The organism is Nocardia sp. NPDC050413 (assembly GCF_040655475.1).
Taxonomy (GTDB): domain Bacteria; phylum Actinomycetota; class Actinomycetes; order Mycobacteriales; family Mycobacteriaceae; genus Nocardia; species Nocardia coubleae.
The window spans coordinates 186,880-203,775 of record NZ_JBFAJZ010000007.1; the positions used below are offsets into that span (position 1 = coordinate 186,880).

15 protein-coding genes are annotated in these 16,896 nt (G+C 68.5%); 7 read left to right on the top strand and 8 right to left on the bottom strand.

The features are described 5' to 3' along the window. Positions 1-23: 23 nt before the first annotated feature. The gene (locus tag AB0I19_RS19140) at positions 24-656 is read right to left on the bottom strand and encodes an NUDIX hydrolase (protein ID WP_357150357.1); all 633 of its coding nucleotides are present in this window, start codon (positions 654-656) and stop codon (positions 24-26) included. Between the two features lie 126 nt (positions 657-782). On the opposite strand from AB0I19_RS19140, the gene AB0I19_RS19145 reads away from it, so the two are divergent. From AB0I19_RS19145 to AB0I19_RS19155, 3 genes are all read left to right on the top strand, one after another. Continuing rightward, on the top strand, positions 783-2,243 hold the full coding sequence (locus AB0I19_RS19145) for a hypothetical protein (protein WP_357150358.1): 1,461 nt from the start codon (positions 783-785) through the stop codon (positions 2,241-2,243). Then, positions 2,240-3,196: a glutamate ABC transporter substrate-binding protein gene (locus AB0I19_RS19150; RefSeq protein WP_357150359.1), complete on the top strand. Its 957-nt coding sequence runs from the start codon at positions 2,240-2,242 to the stop codon at positions 3,194-3,196. The genes AB0I19_RS19145 and AB0I19_RS19150 overlap by 4 nt, the downstream gene beginning before the upstream one ends. 587 nt (positions 3,197-3,783) lie before the next feature. After that, positions 3,784-6,114 carry a tetratricopeptide repeat protein gene (locus tag AB0I19_RS19155; protein WP_357150360.1) on the top strand — a complete coding sequence of 777 codons (2,331 nt, stop codon included), beginning with the start codon at positions 3,784-3,786 and terminating at the stop codon, positions 6,112-6,114. A gap of 174 nt (positions 6,115-6,288) precedes the next feature. Here the strand turns inward: AB0I19_RS19155 and AB0I19_RS19160 are convergent, their stop codons facing one another. Both AB0I19_RS19160 and pta read right to left on the bottom strand, forming a co-directional pair. Then, positions 6,289-7,482 (bottom strand): acetate kinase, encoded by a 1,194-nt coding sequence (locus tag AB0I19_RS19160; protein WP_357150361.1) that lies wholly within the window; start codon positions 7,480-7,482, stop codon positions 6,289-6,291. After that, positions 7,479-9,557, bottom strand: coding sequence for a phosphate acetyltransferase (gene pta / locus AB0I19_RS19165; protein ID WP_067642058.1), 2,079 nt, complete (start codon positions 9,555-9,557; stop codon positions 7,479-7,481). The genes AB0I19_RS19160 and pta overlap by 4 nt, the downstream gene beginning before the upstream one ends. Before the next feature lie 73 nt (positions 9,558-9,630). Between pta and AB0I19_RS19170 the strand changes: the two genes are divergently transcribed. Continuing rightward, positions 9,631-10,137, top strand: coding sequence for a nitroreductase family deazaflavin-dependent oxidoreductase (locus AB0I19_RS19170; protein WP_357150362.1), 507 nt, complete (start codon positions 9,631-9,633; stop codon positions 10,135-10,137). A gap of 90 nt (positions 10,138-10,227) precedes the next feature. Here the strand turns inward: AB0I19_RS19170 and fgd are convergent, their stop codons facing one another. Then, on the bottom strand, positions 10,228-11,238 hold the full coding sequence (gene fgd, locus AB0I19_RS19175) for a glucose-6-phosphate dehydrogenase (coenzyme-F420) (protein ID WP_067484432.1): 1,011 nt from the start codon (positions 11,236-11,238) through the stop codon (positions 10,228-10,230). Between the two features lie 118 nt (positions 11,239-11,356). On the opposite strand from fgd, the gene AB0I19_RS19180 reads away from it, so the two are divergent. After that, positions 11,357-12,160: an HAD-IIA family hydrolase gene (locus AB0I19_RS19180; protein ID WP_067484430.1), complete on the top strand. Its 804-nt coding sequence runs from the start codon at positions 11,357-11,359 to the stop codon at positions 12,158-12,160. Positions 12,161-12,196: 36 nt separating this feature from the next. Here the strand turns inward: AB0I19_RS19180 and AB0I19_RS19185 are convergent, their stop codons facing one another. After that, positions 12,197-12,658, bottom strand: a complete 462-nt coding sequence (locus tag AB0I19_RS19185) for a MarR family transcriptional regulator (protein ID WP_357150363.1) — start codon at positions 12,656-12,658, stop codon at positions 12,197-12,199. Continuing rightward, positions 12,655-13,290 (bottom strand): DJ-1/PfpI family protein, encoded by a 636-nt coding sequence (locus tag AB0I19_RS19190; protein ID WP_357150364.1) that lies wholly within the window; start codon positions 13,288-13,290, stop codon positions 12,655-12,657. The genes AB0I19_RS19185 and AB0I19_RS19190 overlap by 4 nt, the downstream gene beginning before the upstream one ends. Positions 13,291-13,405: 115 nt before the next feature. Here AB0I19_RS19190 and AB0I19_RS19195 point away from each other — a divergent pair, with 115 nt between their 5' ends. Together AB0I19_RS19195 and AB0I19_RS19200 are read left to right on the top strand one after the other, a co-directional pair. Continuing rightward, entirely contained in the window at positions 13,406-13,639 is a 234-nt protein-coding gene (locus tag AB0I19_RS19195) for a hypothetical protein (RefSeq protein ID WP_067642061.1), read from the top strand. A gap of 17 nt (positions 13,640-13,656) precedes the next feature. Then, on the top strand, positions 13,657-14,754 hold the full coding sequence (locus tag AB0I19_RS19200; RefSeq protein ID WP_357150365.1) for an SPFH domain-containing protein: 1,098 nt from the start codon (positions 13,657-13,659) through the stop codon (positions 14,752-14,754). Positions 14,755-14,833: 79 nt separating this feature from the next. Here AB0I19_RS19200 and AB0I19_RS19205 read toward each other — a convergent pair whose 3' ends face one another. Continuing rightward, the gene (locus AB0I19_RS19205) at positions 14,834-15,340 is read right to left on the bottom strand and encodes an STM3941 family protein (protein WP_357150366.1); all 507 of its coding nucleotides are present in this window, start codon (positions 15,338-15,340) and stop codon (positions 14,834-14,836) included. Positions 15,341-15,686: 346 nt separating this feature from the next. Continuing rightward, on the bottom strand, positions 15,687-16,895 hold the full coding sequence (locus AB0I19_RS19210) for an O-succinylhomoserine sulfhydrylase (protein WP_357150367.1): 1,209 nt from the start codon (positions 16,893-16,895) through the stop codon (positions 15,687-15,689). Between the last annotated feature and the right edge of the window lies 1 nt (position 16,896).

Consider the following 16,896-nt stretch of genomic DNA (forward strand, 5'->3'; position numbering starts at 1 on the left):
CTGGGTTCGAGGCGGGAGGAGTTTCAGGACAGAAGGTCGGCTCGGGTGACGGTGGGGCCGGTGGTCGGGTTGTCGAGGAGGATTTCGGCGCCTGGGCCGGTGACCGTGGTGTGCAGCCAGTAGAAGCCGCGGCCGGACAGGTCGACCGTGCGGGGCAGGGCGGGGGCCAGGTCGGGGGTGACATCGACCACGCGCAGGGGGACGGCGCGCAGGCCGACCCAGGCGGCGGCGAAACCGGGGTGCAGCGGGAGGGCGGTGACGTCGTCTTCGGGGACCCAGGCCAGTTCGGTGCTCTCCTGGTTGGGGACGGTCGGCAGCGTGCTCGCCGCGTCGGCGACGACGGTCGTGTAGGTCCAGCCGCTGGGGGCGGTCATGGTGAGGCGTTCGGCGCGCACGCGCACGGCCTCGGCGCTGATCCCGGCCTCTTCCTCGGCTTCGCGGACCGCAGCGTGCCGGGCGGTCTCGTGGGAATCGCGGGCACCGCCGGGCAGCGCCCACGTGCCGCCCTGATGACTCCACGCGGCCCGATGCTGCAGCAGCACCGCCGAGCCACCACCGGGCAGCGGCGCGCGCAGCAGCAGACCCGCCGCACCGAACTTGCCCCAGTGCCGGACGCCACCCGGGCTGTCCGCCCACCCGTCTCCGTCACCGCGCATCCAATACCCTCTCCCTAGCAGCCGTGCAGCAACCGCCACGGGGGTGTCTGAGGGGCTGCGGCACCGGTACGACCACAATAAACTCCGCACCAGGACGGGTGCGCGGACAGGACGGGGAGGTGAGCGATGGTCGAACCGGGAAACCGCGAGGCGGCGACCGAGGTCGCGGCTGTCCGTACCGGCCCGTCACCGCAGGTGGAAGCAGGTACCGGCCCGCAAACCACGACGCGGCGGCTGCCCTCGCGCAGGCAGGTGCTCGTCGCCGATCGACCGCCCGCACCCGATGTGAAAGCCCTGCGCGCGCAGTTCCAGCCCGCCCGTCTGCGGGGGTTCGCGCGGTCGACGCCGGGCCGATTGCTCGCCGCCGGACTGGTACTGATGCTGCTCTGCGTAGCCGCGGGCATGGTGACTTCGACGACCGTGAGCGAGCGCAAGCAAGCTTTGGGCGTCCTGCTCGACGACACCGAACCCGACGCACATTCGGCCAACCACCTCTACACCTCGCTCTCGATCGCCGACGCCGCCGCGGGCCGCGCCTTCATCGCGGGCGGGGTCGAGCCTGAGGAGGTGCGCGACCGCTACACCCAGGCCATCGGTGAGGCGGCCGCCGAGCTGGTCACCCAGGCCGGTCACATCTCCGCCGAGGAGGCGGCCGACCCGGCGGGCACCGACCGGCGCCTGCGCACGGGCATCGCGACCGGCCTGCCCGTGTACACCGGGCTGATCGAGACCGCGCGGGCCAACAACCGCAACGGTTTCCCGGTGGGCGCGGCGTATCTGAGCGAGGCATCGCACCAGATGCAGACCACCCTGCTGCCGATGGCCGAGGAACTCGAAGACCACCGCTTCGACGCGGTGACCGCCGCCCAGCACCGGCACGTGCAGCCGCCGTGGGTCGCGATCGGGCTGCTCGTGCTCACGCTCGCCGCGCTCGTCTACGTGCAGATGGAGCTGGCGCGCCGGTCGCGGCGGGTTTTCAACATGGGACTGCTGATCGGTACCGCGATGGTGGCGCTCACCCTGCTGTGGACGGTGGCGGCCGGGTCGGTGTCGGCGGTGGCGATGATCCGCTGCCGCGACGAGGGCGCGGTGCCCGCCGCCCGGCTGGCCGAGAGCCGGATCCTGGTGCAGCAGGCCAGGGCCGCCGAAATGGTGAAGCTGGTGCGCCGCGACGCCACCGGCGACTACGACCGCACGTTCGACGCCAATGCCGCCCGGCTCGCCGAACTCCTCGACGGTTACCCGTCCGGCGCACCGGCCGCCGACGAGGTGACCGACGCGCGCGCCGCGCTGACCCGCTGGCAGTCGGCGCATCAGCGGATGAACGACACCCTCCAGCGTGGTGATTTCGTCGGCGCCGCCGCCGTGGCGACCGGGCCGAGCGCCGCCGATTCGACCGCCCAGGTCGATGCCCTGGAACGCGCACTCGACGACGCCCGGACAGCCACGCGAGATCGGTTGCGCGACAAGGTGTCCCAGGCCACCGGCGTGCTCTCGTTCCTGGCTCCCGGCGCCCTGGTGCTCGGCATCGCCGCCGCCGTCTGTGTGGCGCTCGGGCTCTGGCCCCGGCTGCGGGAGTACCGGTGAGGCGGGGGCGCGCCGTCGCGGCGCTGCTGCTGGTCGCCCTGCTCGGCGGCTGTTCCGACAACAGCACACCGGCACCCGACGAACACACGGTGTATTCCGAATCGCCGTTGCCCGCCAAGGCGATTCCCATCGGCACCGACACCCCGCTGCCGCCACGCACCGGCGCACAGTGCGGCGATCCGACCGCGAGCCTGCGCCCGAGCACCGCCGACGGTCCGACGATCGCGGCCATCCGCGCGCGCGGCAGGCTGGTCGTCGGGCTGGACGCGGGCAGCAATCTGTTCAGCTTCCGCGACCCGGTGACCGGGCGCATCGTCGGCTTCGACGCCGATATCGCCCGCGAGATCGCCCGCGACCTGCTCGGCAATCCGGACCTGATCGAATACCGAAGTCTCGCTTCGGAAGAGCGGGAGAAGGCGCTGCAGGAGCACACCGTCGACCTGGTGGCCAAGACGATGACGATCACCTGTGAACGGCGCGAGCGGGTTGCGTTCTCAACGGTGTATCTGCGCGCCGATCAGCGCGTGCTCGCGATGAAGAATTCCGGGATCAACGGCCTCGCCGATCTGGCGGGCAAGCGGGTGTGCGTGGTGCGCGGGACCACCTCGCTGGACCACATCCGCCGCGATCAGCCCGCCGCCACCATCCTCACGGTCCCGACCTGGGCGGACTGCCTTGTCGTCCTGCAGCAACGCCAGGTCGACGCGGTGAGTACCGACGACGCCATCCTCGCCGGTCTCGCCGCCCAGGACCCGTACACCGAGGTGGTCGGTGCCAGCATCAGCGCCGAGCCCTACGGCATCGGTATCCCCAAGGGCGACGACGACCTGGTCCGCTTCGTCAACGCCACCCTCGACCGCATCCGCACCGACGGCACCTGGACCCGCATCCACCGCCGCTGGCTGTCCACACTCGGCGAAGCGACCCCACCCGCCCCGAAGTACCAGGACTGATCGCGATGAGTACAACGCCACCGAAAGGCGCACCGGGCCACGGCGACCCGGACGATCAGTCACCCACCGACGACGCGGCGCCCGAACTCGCCCCACGCCCCGAACCCACCAGCCTCACCCAACGCCCGAAACCCGGCACGCTCCCCGGTGGCTGGACTCTGCCACCCTCCGCGGAAGACGACAAAACCAAGCCCCTCCCGAAACTTCCTCTCGGACAACCTCATCCGATCCCCACCCCCACCCGAGCGACCCCACAACCGCACGCAGCCGCGCCCAAGACCAGCCCGAACATCGCAGCCGAATCGCCTCGCGAGACGTCGGGAGCTCGTGCCGCACAGCATGTTCCAACCGGCCCGCGTGCAGGTTCCGAAGCAACACCACCCCATCGGCCTAACCCGGAATCGGCAGCGACCGAGTTGAGTCATCGGCCGGTCGAGCGCGATCCATCCGAAACTCGGTCCTCCCCTGTACCTGCGGAGCAGGAATGGCCTGCCACGCAGGCGAGTACGCGCCGAGCGGCCGCACCGGACAGCCCAGCCGAGACAGGCGACGAACCTCCCGCGACCAAGGCGTCGGTCAGAGCGCCCATGGACGACCTTGCGGATACGCAGGCCGCACAGCGAACGGACCAGTTCAGTGCCGCTGAGCTGGGCGCCTATGCGGCTACCCAGGCGGCGGAGCGCACTGCCGCGCCGCCGGAAACGGGGGCTGCGGCTGGCACCCAAGCGGCCGAACGCAGCGCCGCGCCTGCGGACACGGAGTCCGGGGCGACGGTGCGGTCGGGGCGGAGTGTGCGGACGGCGCGGTCGCGGCCGACGCGGCGGTTGGGGGCCGGGCTGGTGCCGATTCCGACCGTGACGCCCGCTGATCCACGGGATGCGGTGCTCACCGATCCGGTGGTGTCGGAGGGTCGGCGGTTCTGTTGGCGGTGCGGGGATCCGGTGGGGCGGTCTACGCCGGCGCGGGCCGCGTCGAGCAGTGGCGAGTGTCAAACCTGCGGTGCCGCTTATGATTTCCGGCCGTCCCTGCACGAAGGTGACATCGTGGGCGGGCAGTACGAGATCCAGGGTTGTCTGGCGCACGGTGGGCTCGGCTGGATCTACCTGGCGATCGACCGCAATGTCAGCGACCGGTGGGTGGTGCTCAAGGGTTTGCTGCACGCGGGCGACGCCGAAGCGCAGGCCGTGGCGGTGGCCGAACGGCAGTTCCTGGCCGAGGTGGCGCATCCGAGCATCGTCAAGATCCACAACTTCGTCGAGCACACCGCCGGTGACGGGTCGAGTATCGGCTACATCGTCATGGAGTACGTGGGCGGAAAGTCGTTGCGCGACATCCTCGATGCCCGCCCGCACGGTGAACGGATGCCGGTGGCCGAGGCCATCGCCTATGTGCTCGAGGTACTGCCCGCGCTCGAACACCTGCATTCGATCGGGCTCACCTACAACGACCTCAAGCCCGACAATGTGATGGTCACCGAGGACCAGGTCAAACTCATCGACCTCGGCGCCGTGGCCACGATCGAAGCCTACGGAAACCTGTACGGCACCAAGGGTTTCCAGGCGCCCGAGATCGCCAGGACTGGTCCGACACCCGCCTCCGACGTGTACACGGTCGGCCGCACTCTCGCCGCCCTCACCCTGCACCTGCCGAGCGAGCACGGCCGCTACCTCGACGGGCTCCCCGAGCCCGCCGCCGAACCCGTGCTGGCCCGCTACGAGTTCTTCCACCGTTTCCTGCTCACCGCCACCGACCCCGATCCGGACCGGCGCTTCCCTTCGGCGCGGGCGATGTCGGCACAGTTGGCCGGGGTTCTGCGCGAGATCCTCGCCCAGGACACCGACACCGAACATCCCCAGCTGTCCACAGTGTTCAGTCCACAGCGCACCAGTTTCGGCACCGAGGAGCTCATCAGCCAGACCGATGCCTATCTCGACGGCGTCGGCCGCTCACCGCTGATGGACTCGGGCGAAGTGGTCGCGGCCCTGCCGATTCCGCTGATCGACCCCGCCGACCCCGCCGCTCCTCTGCTGGCCGCCACCGCCAATCCCGAGCCCGAGCGCGTCTTGGAAGCCCTGCACGACGCCCGCGAACGCGCCGAGGCCGACCCGGACAACGCACCGGAAACCCTCGCGAACGAACTCCTCTTCGCCGAGGCCCGCGCCCGGCTCGAGCTCGGTGAATCGGCCGCCGTGCTGCATCTGCTCGAGCGAGTGCCGAACGATTCCGATTGGCGCGCGGACTGGTTCGCCGGGCAGGCGCATCTGTTGGAGCTCGACTACGAGGCCGCGTTCGACTCGTTCGAGGCGGTCCTTCGCGTGCTCCCCGGCGAGATCGCCCCCAAGCTGGCACTCGCCGCGACGGCGGAACTCATTCTGCAACACTGGGTTTCCCCGGAACCCGAACAGTGGCGCGCTTTCGCGGAACGCTATTACGACACCGTATGGCGTACCGACCGCGCCGTGGTGAGCGCCGCCTTCGGCCTGGCCAGGCAGCTGGCCGTGGCGGGCCGGGTCAGTGAAGCCGTGCACGCCCTCGACGACGTTCCGGCCGCATCGCGCCACTTCACCACCGCCCAGACGACGGCGATCCTGTTGCTGCTCACCAGCGCTCCCGTCGCCGACCTGGACGAGCAAGTGCTGCGCCTGGCCGCCTCCCGCGCCCAGTCCGTGCCGCCCGGCGAACACCGCGCCACCCTCATGCGCACCCTGGTGCAGGGCACCGCCCTGGCCTGGCTGCAGGCGGGCAACTCACCGAAACGCAAGGACGCCAAGCTCTTCGGACGCCCGTTCGACGAACGCGACCTGCGCGACGGCACCGAAACCGGCCTGCGCGCCCTGGCCCGCAACGCCGCCGATCGCACCCACCGCTACGCGCTGATCGACCTGGCCAACTCGCTACGCGCCAAGACCTGGTTCTGATCTTCGGCGGTCGGCCTCTTCGCGGGTCGGAACGCCCGAGCCGACCACCGCAGGCCCACGAAGGCCGTGTCAGCCACGAAAAGCCGTACGCGCAAATCGCTACACCCCGCGGCCGACGGAGCCGGCCGGACGGCTCGTCGGTGCCGGACCCCGGTCGTTACGCGACCGGGGTCTTCAGGCGGTCAAGCTGTGGGCGGCCCGGGCGATGGCGAGTTCTTCGTTGGTGGGAACCACCAGGACCTCGACCGGGGAGAATTCCGGCGAGATGCGGCGGACTCCCGGCGTCCGGGTTGCGTTGCGGCCCGGATCGACCTCGATACCCAGGCCCGAAAGCCCGGCGAGGGCGTCCGCGCGCACATTCGCGGCGTTCTCGCCGACACCTGCGGTGAAGACGATGACATCCACCGAGCCGAGCTCCACCAGGTACGCACCCAGGTAGCGGCGCAGGCGATGGATGTAGACGTCGTAGGCCAGTTTCGCTGCGGCGTCTCCCTTGTCGACCAGCTCGCCCAGCTCCCGGAAGTCGTTGACCCCCGACAGCCCCTTGAGCCCGGAATCGCGGTTGAGCAGCTGCTCCACCTGCGCGAGATCCAGATCGGCCACGCGCACCAGGTGCGGCACGATGCCGGGATCGAGGTCGCCGGGGCGGGTACCCATCACCAGGCCCTCGAGCGGTGTCATCCCCATGGTCGTGTCCACCGCGACACCACCGCGGATCGCCGACGCGGACGCACCGTTGCCCAGGTGGAAGACGATCTGGTTCAGCTCCGTGTAGTCGCGTCCGAGGAACTCGGCGGCTTTCTCCGACACGTACTGATGTGAGGTGCCGTGGAATCCGTACTTGCGGATGCCGTGCGCTGCGGCGACTTTCGCGTCGATCGCGTAGGTCTTGGCGGCATCGGGCAAGCCGTGGAAGAACGCGGTGTCGAATACGGCGACCTGCGGGATGCCGGGCAGCAGCTCTCGCGTCGACTCGATGCCGACGGCATTGGCCGGGTTGTGCAGCGGCGCGAGCTCGGACAGGTCGCGGATGGTGGTGAGCACGTCGTCGGTGACGATCGTGGGTTCCCAGAACACCTCGCCGCCGTGCACCACCCGGTGCCCGACCGCCCCGACACCGACGGTGGTCAGGTCGATGCCGGTCTCCTGGAACATCTCGAAGGCCTGCCGCAGCCCGTCACGATGATCGGCGATCGGCCCCTCGTGCACCAGTTTTCGCCCACCGCACTCGTGCACGATGCGCCCACCGTGCGCCTCACCGATCTTCTCGGCCAGCCCGGAGGCGACCACCTCACCCGAATCCGCGTGCAGCAGCTGGTATTTGATCGACGACGACCCGGAGTTCAGCACCAGGACCAGGTCACTCACTTCGCGTCTCCCTGCGCTTGAATGGCGGTGATCGCCACGGTATTCACGATGTCGGCCACCAGGGCGCCGCGCGACAGATCGTTGACCGGCTTGCGCAAACCCTGCAGCACCGGCCCGATGGCGACGGCACCGGCGCTGCGCTGCACCGCCTTGTAGGTGTTGTTGCCGGTGTTGAGGTCAGGGAAGACGAAAACCGTTGCCTTGCCCGCGACATCGGAGTCGGGCATCTTCGCGCTCGCCACCGCGGGCTCGATCGCCGCGTCGTACTGGATCGGCCCCTCGACCGGCAGTTCCGGCGCGCGCTCACGCACGAATTCGGTTGCGGCACGGACCTTGTCGACATCGGCACCGGTACCCGAGGCGCCCGTCGAGTACGACAGCATCGCCACCCGTGGCTCGATCCCGAACCGGGCCGCCGTCGCCGCCGAGGACACCGCGATATCGGCCAGCTGCTCGGAGGTGGGGTCGGGCACGACGGCGCAGTCGCCGTAGGCGAGCACCCGGTCGGCCAAACACATCAGGAACACGCTCGACACGGTGGAGACGCCGGGGGTGGTCTTGATGATCTCGAACGACGGCCGGATGGTGTGCGCCGTGGTGTGCGCGGCGCCGGAGACCATGCCGTCGGCTATGCCCTTGTAGACCATCATGGTGCCGAAATACGAGATGTCGGCCATGGTTTCGCGCGCCCGCTCCAGTGTCATGCCCTTGTGTTTGCGCAATTCGGTGTATTCGGCGGCGAATTCGTCGAGGTAGCCGGAGGTGCGCGGGTCGAGTACTTGGGCGGCGGCGATGTCGACACCGAGTTCCGCGGCGCGGGAACGCACGGCGGCCTCGTCGCCGAGGATCGTCAGGTCGGCGATCTTGCGCTGCAGCACCCGACCCGCGGCGCGCAGGATGCGGTCGTCGTCGCCTTCGGGCAGCACGATGCGTTTGCGATCTGAGCGGGCACGCTCGATCAGGCGGTACTCGAACATCTGCGGGGTGACCACCGTCGAGGACGGCACCTGGATGCGTTCGAGCAGGGCCGACGCGTCGACGCGCTGTTCCATCAGCGCGAGCGCGGTGTCGACCTTGAGCGGGCTGCCCGCCCACATACGGCCACGGGTGCGGTGCACCGCGCTGGCGGTGTCGTAGGTGCCGAGTTCGGTGGTGAGAATCGGCAGCTTGGGCTGCAGACCCTCCATCAGCCGTGCGATGGCCGGGTGCGGGCGGATGCCGCCGTTCATGATGACTCCGGCCAGCGATGGAAAGCCCGCCGCCTCATGGGCATTCATCACGCCGAGCAGCACGTCGGAGCGGTCGCCGGGGGCGATCACGACCACGCCGTCGGAGAGCCGTTCGAGGATGTGCTCGGCCGTCATGCCGCCGACCATGATGCGCAGCGCCTCACGCTGCAGCAATTCCGGGTCGCCGCTGTAGATTTCGCCGTCGATGGCCTCGCACAGTTCACCCATGGTCGGCGCCATCAGCAGCGGCACCTCCGGCAGCCCCCACGACGGCACGTCGAAATCGGCCAGGGCGGCACAGATCCCGTCCATCCCGTCGGGATCGCAGCGGTTGGCGATCACCGCGACCAGTTGCGCGTGCTCGCCGGCGAGTTCGCTCTCACAGAGCTCTACGAGCTGCTTCACCTCGGCGGGTGTGCGTTCGGCGCCGCGCACCACGAGCAGCACCGGGGCGCCGAGGTTCACGGCGATGCGGGCGTTGTAGCGCAGTTCGCTGGGGCTGGCCACATCGGTGTAGTCGCTGCCGACGATCACCACCGCGTCGCACGCCTTGGCCACGTCGTGGAACCGCATGACGATCTCGCTGATGGCGGCGTCGGGATCGCGGTGCACGTCCTCGTAGCTCACGCCCACGGCCTGCTCATAGCTGATGTCGGCGGTGCTGTGCTCGAGCAGCAGCTCGAGGATGTAGTCGGGTGCGGTGGCCGAGCGGGTGATCGGCCGGAACACGCCGACGCGCGCCGTCGTGGCGCACAACATCTGCAGGACACCGAGGGCGACCGTTGACTTTCCGGTGTCGCCCTCGGGCGAGGCGATGTACACGGTGGACGGCGCTGGTTCGACCATGCCCGCGAGCTTAGTTAATCGGCGGCGATCCGGGGGTTCGGTGTGGCGCGATCCTCGCGGTTACAGTCGGCCCATGACACCGCAGTTCCCGGATCGACTCTGGGGTTCACGCACGAACCTGCTCTCCCGCGCCGCCAACCGTTTCGCCGCGACAAAGCCCGGTTCGCTGCTGATCCGCACCCTGACCCCACTCGACCGGGCCGTGCTCGAACGCACCGACGCCAAGTACACCGTGCTCGGCCCGATCGGCGCCCCGGTGATCCTGCTGACCACCATCGGCCGCAAATCCGGGCTGCCACGCACCCAGCCGCTGCTCTACGTCCACGACGGCGACACCCTCTACGTGGTCGGCTCCAATTTCGGCCAGGCCAAGCACCCCGCCTGGACCGTCAACCTCCTCGCGAACCCCGAAGCCACCGTCGCCATCGCGGGCGAACGCATCCAGGTGACCGCCACCCTCGTCCCCGACGCGGACAAAGAGGCGATCTTCGCCCGCTTCGTCGAGATCACCGGCGCCTACGCCGCCTACCGCGACCGCACCACCCGCGACCTGCGCATCTTCGCCCTCCGCCGCGCCTGACCCGGACGAACGATCACCACGCTCTGGTGGCGGCATCGGCCGAGAGCCGAAGGCCACCAGAGCGTGGTGTTCAACTGTCCAGCGGGGAGCTCAGCCCAGGGCGCGCAGGCGGGGGGCCAGATCGCGCTTGAAGAGGTCGAGGAAGCGGAGCTGGTCGTGGCCGGGGGCGTGGAAGACCAGGTGGTTGAGGCCCGCGTCGAGATAGGGCTTGATCTGGGCGACGGCCTCGTCGGGATCGCTGGCGACGATCCAGCGCTTGGCGACCTGTTCGATGGGCAGCGCGTCGGCGGCGGCTTCCATCTCGATCGGGTCGGTGATGTCGTGCTTCTGTTCGGGGGTCAACGACAGCGGCGCCCAGAAACGCGTGTTCTCCAGAGCGAGTTCGGGATCGGTGTCGTAGGAGATCTTGATCTCGATCATCTTGTCGATCGCGGACAGGTCGCGCTCGGCCTTGGCCGCGCCCTCGGCGACGGCGGGCAGCAGCTTCTCGGTGTAGAGGTCCATGCCCTTGCCGGAGGTGCAGATGAAACCGTCACCCGCGCGGCCCGCGTACCTGGCGACCACCGGGCCACCGGCCGCGATGTAGACGGGGATGCCGTCCTTGGGCACGTCGTAGATCGAGGCGCCGACGGTGTGGTAGTACTCGCCGTCGAAATCGACCCGGTCGCCGAGCCACAGTTCGCGCATCAGTCGCACGGCCTCACGCAGCCGGGCGAAACGCTCCTTGAAGTCGGGCCATTCGCCCTTGTACCCGGTGGCGATCTCGTTGAGCGCCTCGCCGGTACCGACACCGAGCATCACCCGGCCCGGGTACAGGCAGCCGAAAGTGGCGAAGGCCTGCGCGATCACCGCCGGGTTGTAGCGGAAGGTCGGAGTGAGCACCGACGTGCCGAGCATGATGCGCTCGGTGCGCTCGCCCGCGGCCGCGAGCCAGGCCAGCGAGAACGGGGCATGGCCGCCGTTGTGCCGCCACGGCTGGAAGTGGTCGCTCACGGTGGCGCTGTCGAGGCCGTGCTGTTCGGCGGCCACCGCCAACTCGACCAGCTCTCGTGGTCCGAACTGCTCCGCCGACGCCTTGTACCCGAGCTTGAGATCGACCATTCCAGCCACTCCTGTTCCTCCGCTGACCGCTGCCTCCTCGACACTAGCGCGCGGCCCGCGATCCGCACCGTCGCCGTTTCGTCTCCCACTGCGCCGGGTTTTAGCGGATGATTAGCTGGTGACCGCCAAGGATGACCAGATCTTGTCGTATCTGACCGATATGGACGGCGTGCTGGTGCACGAGGATCAGCTGATCCCCGGTGCCGACGAGTTCCTCGCCGAGCTGCGCGAGAACGAGATCCCGTTCCTCGTGCTGACCAACAATTCGATCCGGACCCCACGCGATCTGCAGGCCCGGCTGCGCCACACCGGCCTCGATATCCCGGAGGAGTCGATCTGGACCTCGGCGCTGGCGACGGCGACCTTCCTCGACGACCAGCGCCCCAACGGCACCGCGTACGTGGTCGGCGAATCGGGGCTCACCACGGCGCTGCACGAGATCGGCTACGTGCTCACCGACAGCGACCCCGACTACGTGGTGCTCGGCGAGACCCGCACCTACTCGTTCGAGGCCATCACCACCGCGATCCGCCTGGTCGACCGTGGTGCGAAGTTCATCGCGACCAACCCCGACGCCACCGGCCCCTCCCGCGACGGCGTGCTGCCGGCCACGGGTTCGGTCGCCGCCCTGATCACCCGGGCCACCGGCAAGGACCCCTACTACGTCGGCAAACCGAACCCGCTGATGATGCGTTCGGCACTGCGCCGCATCGGCGCGCACTCCCAGTCGACGGTGATGATCGGCGACCGGATGGACACCGATGTGATCGCGGGTCTCGAGGCGGGCATGCGCACGGTCCTGGTCACCTCGGGCATCTCCACCAAGTCTTCGGTCGAGAAGTACCCCTTCCGGCCGACGCTTGTCGTGGATTCGATCGCCGACCTGCTCAATCGCACCCGGACCCCGTTCGTGGAACTCTGACGGGCCGACGCCCTGGCCGCCGCCACGTGGGCGATCTCAACCGACGCTGTTCTCGTCTCCCGTGACGATGATGTCGATCGCCGCCGACAACCGGGTGAGAGTCTCGACGGTCGCGGCGAATTCGGCCGGGCCGAGTGCGTGGGCGAGGCGACGGGCCAGCACCTCGTGCTGCGGGTCGATGCGACGGATGGCCGCCTCGCCCGCTTCGGTGATCGCGACCAGCTTGGCCCGTTTGTGCGCCGGGTTCGGCCGGTATTCGCACAGCCCCTTGCCGACCAGGATGTCGGCCACCCGCTGCACGCTCTGCCGGGTGATGCCGATGGCGCGGGCGATCCCGGCGACCGGCAGCGGTTGATGTTCCACCGCCGCCATCACCTGCCACCACGCCACCGAGATTCCGGCGGGCGCGGCCAATTCGTCACCGAGAGCGAGGAATTGGCCGTTGAGCCGGTAGACGGTGAGCGCGGCCGCGTCGAGGAGCTGCTGTTCGTCGTTCAATCTGCTTGTCCGCCCGCGTTTTCGGCAAGGGCGAAGTAGCCGCTGGGGTCCTTCTGTCCGAACAGCTGGTACCAGGCGTCGAGTACCTGCGGCTCGAAGAGATCGAGGCGGACGAAGATCTCACGCGCGAATTCGAACGGTGACATGGCGTCGGCGGTGATGAGGTCCCCGTCGGTCACCGCCGATTCGTCGACATAGTGCGCGGCGCCGGAATAGCCACTGGAGGCGAGGTATTCGGCGGCGTTGCTGGTGTGCGGGCGGTCGTCGAGCAAGCCCTCCTTGGCGAGTCCGAGAGTGGCGCCACAGATCGCCGCGACCGGTACACCCGCCGCGAGGAATTCCCGCGCCTTGCGGGCGAAGGGAGCCAGGTCGTCGCCCGCGTCCCACAGGTCGGCGCCGGGCAGGATCAGCATGGCGCTGTCGGAGGGGTCGATGTCGGCCAGGGCCAGGTCGGGGGTCACCCGCATGCGTCCGGCGGTGGTAACGGGCGCGGTCGTGAGCCCGACCGTCGCCACCTCGAAGCGCCCAGGTTCGCGATGCCAGGAGTCGTCGGCGATATTGACCGTCGCCGCGCCGACTTCCCAGTCCGAAAGAGTGTCGTACACAGCCACGTGAACTGTCTTCTTGGTCATGACAGCATCCTGTCATTATTGACAGGATGCTGTCAATAAGAATTTTGCAACCCGCTTTCAGGCGCCGCTCCGTAGGCTGACGCACAACCGGTGCGAGACAAGGGAGTTCGCCACGATGACCGACCCGGTGCAGGGACTGACCGGCACCATCACCTCACCGATCCGCGCCGCGGGCGCACTCGGCGAAGTACTCGTCGCCATTCGTGGCGGCACGGAGCTGTATCTCGCGCGCGCCGACGAGCCGATCGAGGCGGGCGCGACCGTGCTCATCGTCGCGGTCAATCCGGGCAGGCTCGTCGACGTCGTGCCCTGGATACCGCTCACACCGCAACTGCCGCAAGACAACTGAAAGCAAGGGAGGCTCAGATGCTGGGCTATCACGTTCCTGATCCCGACGAGGCCATGCTGGTCAGTGGCGCCAAGGTCAAGGACAACGCGCCGTTCAAGGTGATCATCGGTCGCGGCACCTGGGTGATTCCGCTGTTCCGCAAGGTCAGCTACCTGTCGCTGGCCATGTTCGAATCCGAGATCCGCGAACGCTGCGTCACCAAGCAGGCCATCCAGCTCGACGTGCGCGCGGTGATCGCGTTCAAGGTGGCCAACGACACCCAGTCGATCGTCAATGCGGCACAACGCTTCCTGTCCGAGCAGGAGAAGGAGATGTCGGTGCTCACCGGCCGCATCTTCTCCGGTCACCTGCGCTCGATCGTCGGCTCGATGACCGTCGAGGAGATCATCCGCGAACGCCAGAAGCTGGCCGACGAGGTGCTGATCGCCTCCAAGGTGGAGATGAGCAATATCGGCCTCTGGGTCGACTCGTTCCAGATCCAGTCGATCGACGACGGCAACCTCGGCTATATCGAGGCCCTCGCCGCCCCGCACAACGCGGCCGTGCAGCGCGACGCCCAGATCGCCCAGGCCCAGGCCGCCCAGCGCGCCGCGGAGGCCGAACAGGAATCGCTGCGCCGCCGCGCCGAATACGAGCGCGAGACCTCGCTGCTCAAGGCGCAGTACCAGCGCGACATCGACAAGGCCAATGCCGAAGCGGCACAGGCGGGTCCGCTCGCCGACGCCGTCGCCCGGCAGGAAGTCCTCACCGCACAGGCCGAACAGGCACGCAAGAACGCCGAACTGCGCGAGCAGGAACTCCAGGCCGAGGTCGTCAAACCCGCACTCGCCGAGGCGGAACGGGTCCGCATCCTCGCCGAGGCCGAAGCCGACCGCACCCGCATCCAGGCCGAAGCCGCCGCCTCCAACAACCGAATCGCCCTGGACCAGTTGCTCATCGAACAACTCCCCGAGATCGTCCGCCAGGCCTCCAACGGCCTCGCCAACGCCAACCTCACCGTCCTCAACGGACCCGACGGCGTGAGCGAACTGGTCAACGGCATGGTCGGCCAGGGCCTGACGGTCTTCAACTCCCTACAGAAGGCGTTGTCCAACGGCGAGGTCGACAAGGTCTGAGCCGATCCGGCCGGGCACCCCCGATGGTGGTGCCCGGCACATGCATCGGCACAACAGACCCGAATCCGGTGGCGCCTGACTAGGGGACGACAACCAGCTCAGGGTAGTGATGACGCATCGCACGGATAACCTCTTCGGCCGAGGCGCCGAGCATGGATTCCGCCAGGTTCAGATCGCCGTAGCCGAGCTTGTTGTTGGCCTTTACCATCAGCCGTAACCACCATGAGCTGCGTGCGTAGTAAGCCTGTGGATCACGCAGGCCGATCTGGACATAGCGCACCTTGGTCGACGCCGACGGCCGCTGGACGAAGACTCTTGCATGGGCCACCTCGTGCCACGCCAGCGATCCGCTCTGCCGATGCACCAGCCCGGCGTCGGATAAGACCAGCTCCGGCCGCCGCCGCACCAGTCGGCCGAAAAAGAAGACTCCGGCGGCGCAGAACATCGGAATTCCGACGATGCCCGCGACCAGCGGCACCAAAGGCACATCATCGCTCGACACAACCCACACGCCGATCGCGACGAAGATCACCGACCCCACCAGCATCGCCGCTGATCGCAGCGCGGATGGATAGAAAACGGTCACAGGCCGCGACACTCCCCCAGAACTCACTCAACAAGCCTAGCCTGGCGACACGCGGCGGCCGCTGGACTTGGACTCGCTGATCCGGCGGGCTGAGGCGAACGCCTAACTCCTGCCGTCTCCTCGACGCGGATCATCCCACGCAAGGTGGCCGGTGCCGCCGATACAAGCGCGACCCCCAGGCATGCGCTCAGAACGGCAGATGCCGTCGATGAGCTGCTCGAGACGGACAAGGGCAAGTGGTGAGGTCGCTCTCGCAGCTATGGGCCGGGAGGGCGCCCGGTTCTCGAGCAGACCGATGCGGTCGCCGACAACTCGGTGTCGAGGTGTCGACACCGTTCGAGCGGGCTTAGCTCAACGCGTGGTCGAGGTCGCTCAGGAGGTCTTCGATGTCTTCCAGGCCTACCGAGATGCGGACGACGCCGTCGGAGAGGCCGATCGAGGCGCGGCCTTCCGGGCCCATGGCTCGGTGGGTGGTGGTTGCGGGGTGGGTGATCATCGTTTTGGCGTCGCCGAGGTTGTTGGAGATGTCGATGATGCGCAGGCGGTTGAGGACCTCGAAGGCGCGCTTCTTGCCGTCGTCGCCGTGCAGGGCGAAGGTGACGACGGTGCCGCCGCCGGTCATCTGCTCCTTGGCGAGAGCGTGCTGCGGATGCGATTGCAGGAACGGGTATTTCACCCATTCGACAGACTTGTTCGCCTCCAGGAATTCGGCGACCTTCAGCGCCGATTCGGTGGATTGACGCACGCGCAGCGGCATCGTCTCCAGGCCCTTGAGCAAGGTCCAGGCGTTGAACGGGCTCAGGGCCGGACCGGTATGGCGCATCAGGGTTTTCACCGGACCATCGATGTAGTCCTTGGCGCCGAGGATGGCGCCGCCGAGTACGCGGCCCTGGCCGTCGATGTGCTTGGTGCCGGAGTAGACGACCACGTCGGCGCCGAGTTCGAACCCGCGCTGCAGCAGCGGGGTGGCGAAGACGTTGTCCAGCACCACTTTCGCACCCGCTGCGTGGGCCAGTTCGGTGACCTTGCGGACGTCGACGAGGGTCTGCATCGGGTTGGCCGGGGTCTCGAAGAACACGGCCTGAGTGGGCACCGACAGGGCCTGCTCCCACTGGTCGAGGTCGTCGCCGTCGACGAAGACGGTCTCGATGCCCCAGCGCGGCAGGATCTCGTTGCACACCACGAAGCAGGAACCGAACAGGCTGCGCGCGGCGACGAGCCGGTCGCCCGCCTTCAGCAGCGCGCCCAGCGCGGTGAACACCGCCGACATGCCCGAGGCGGTCGCGAACGCGGCCTCGGCGCCGTCGAGCAGGCGGATGCGCTCCTCGAACATGGCCACCGTCGGGTTGCCGAAGCGGGAGTAGACGAAGTGCTCGACATCGCCGGTGAACGCGGCCTCGGCGGCCTCGGCGTTCTCGTAGACGAAGCCGGAAGTCAGGTACAGCGCCTCGGACGTCTCGTCGAATCCGGAACGGCGCAGGCCACCGCGCACGCCGAGGGTCGCAGGGCCGACCCCTTCCGGCAGCGGCTTGTCGAAGGAACCACCGGTGATCATG

Coding starts and splice junctions, on each gene's coding strand:
- AB0I19_RS19140 (WP_357150357.1), bottom strand. CDS start 656: ATGCGCGGTGACGGAGACGGGTGGGCGGACAGCCCGGGTGGCGTCCGG.
- AB0I19_RS19145 (WP_357150358.1), top strand. CDS start 783: ATGGTCGAACCGGGAAACCGCGAGGCGGCGACCGAGGTCGCGGCTGTC.
- AB0I19_RS19155 (WP_357150360.1), top strand. CDS start 3,784: ATGGACGACCTTGCGGATACGCAGGCCGCACAGCGAACGGACCAGTTC.
- pta (WP_067642058.1), bottom strand. CDS start 9,557: ATGGTCGAACCAGCGCCGTCCACCGTGTACATCGCCTCGCCCGAGGGC.
- AB0I19_RS19170 (WP_357150362.1), top strand. CDS start 9,631: ATGACACCGCAGTTCCCGGATCGACTCTGGGGTTCACGCACGAACCTG.
- fgd (WP_067484432.1), bottom strand. CDS start 11,238: ATGGTCGATCTCAAGCTCGGGTACAAGGCGTCGGCGGAGCAGTTCGGA.
- AB0I19_RS19190 (WP_357150364.1), bottom strand. CDS start 13,290: ATGACCAAGAAGACAGTTCACGTGGCTGTGTACGACACTCTTTCGGAC.
- AB0I19_RS19195 (WP_067642061.1), top strand. CDS start 13,406: ATGACCGACCCGGTGCAGGGACTGACCGGCACCATCACCTCACCGATC.
- AB0I19_RS19200 (WP_357150365.1), top strand. CDS start 13,657: ATGCTGGGCTATCACGTTCCTGATCCCGACGAGGCCATGCTGGTCAGT.
- AB0I19_RS19210 (WP_357150367.1), bottom strand. CDS start 16,895: ATGATCACCGGTGGTTCCTTCGACAAGCCGCTGCCGGAAGGGGTCGGC.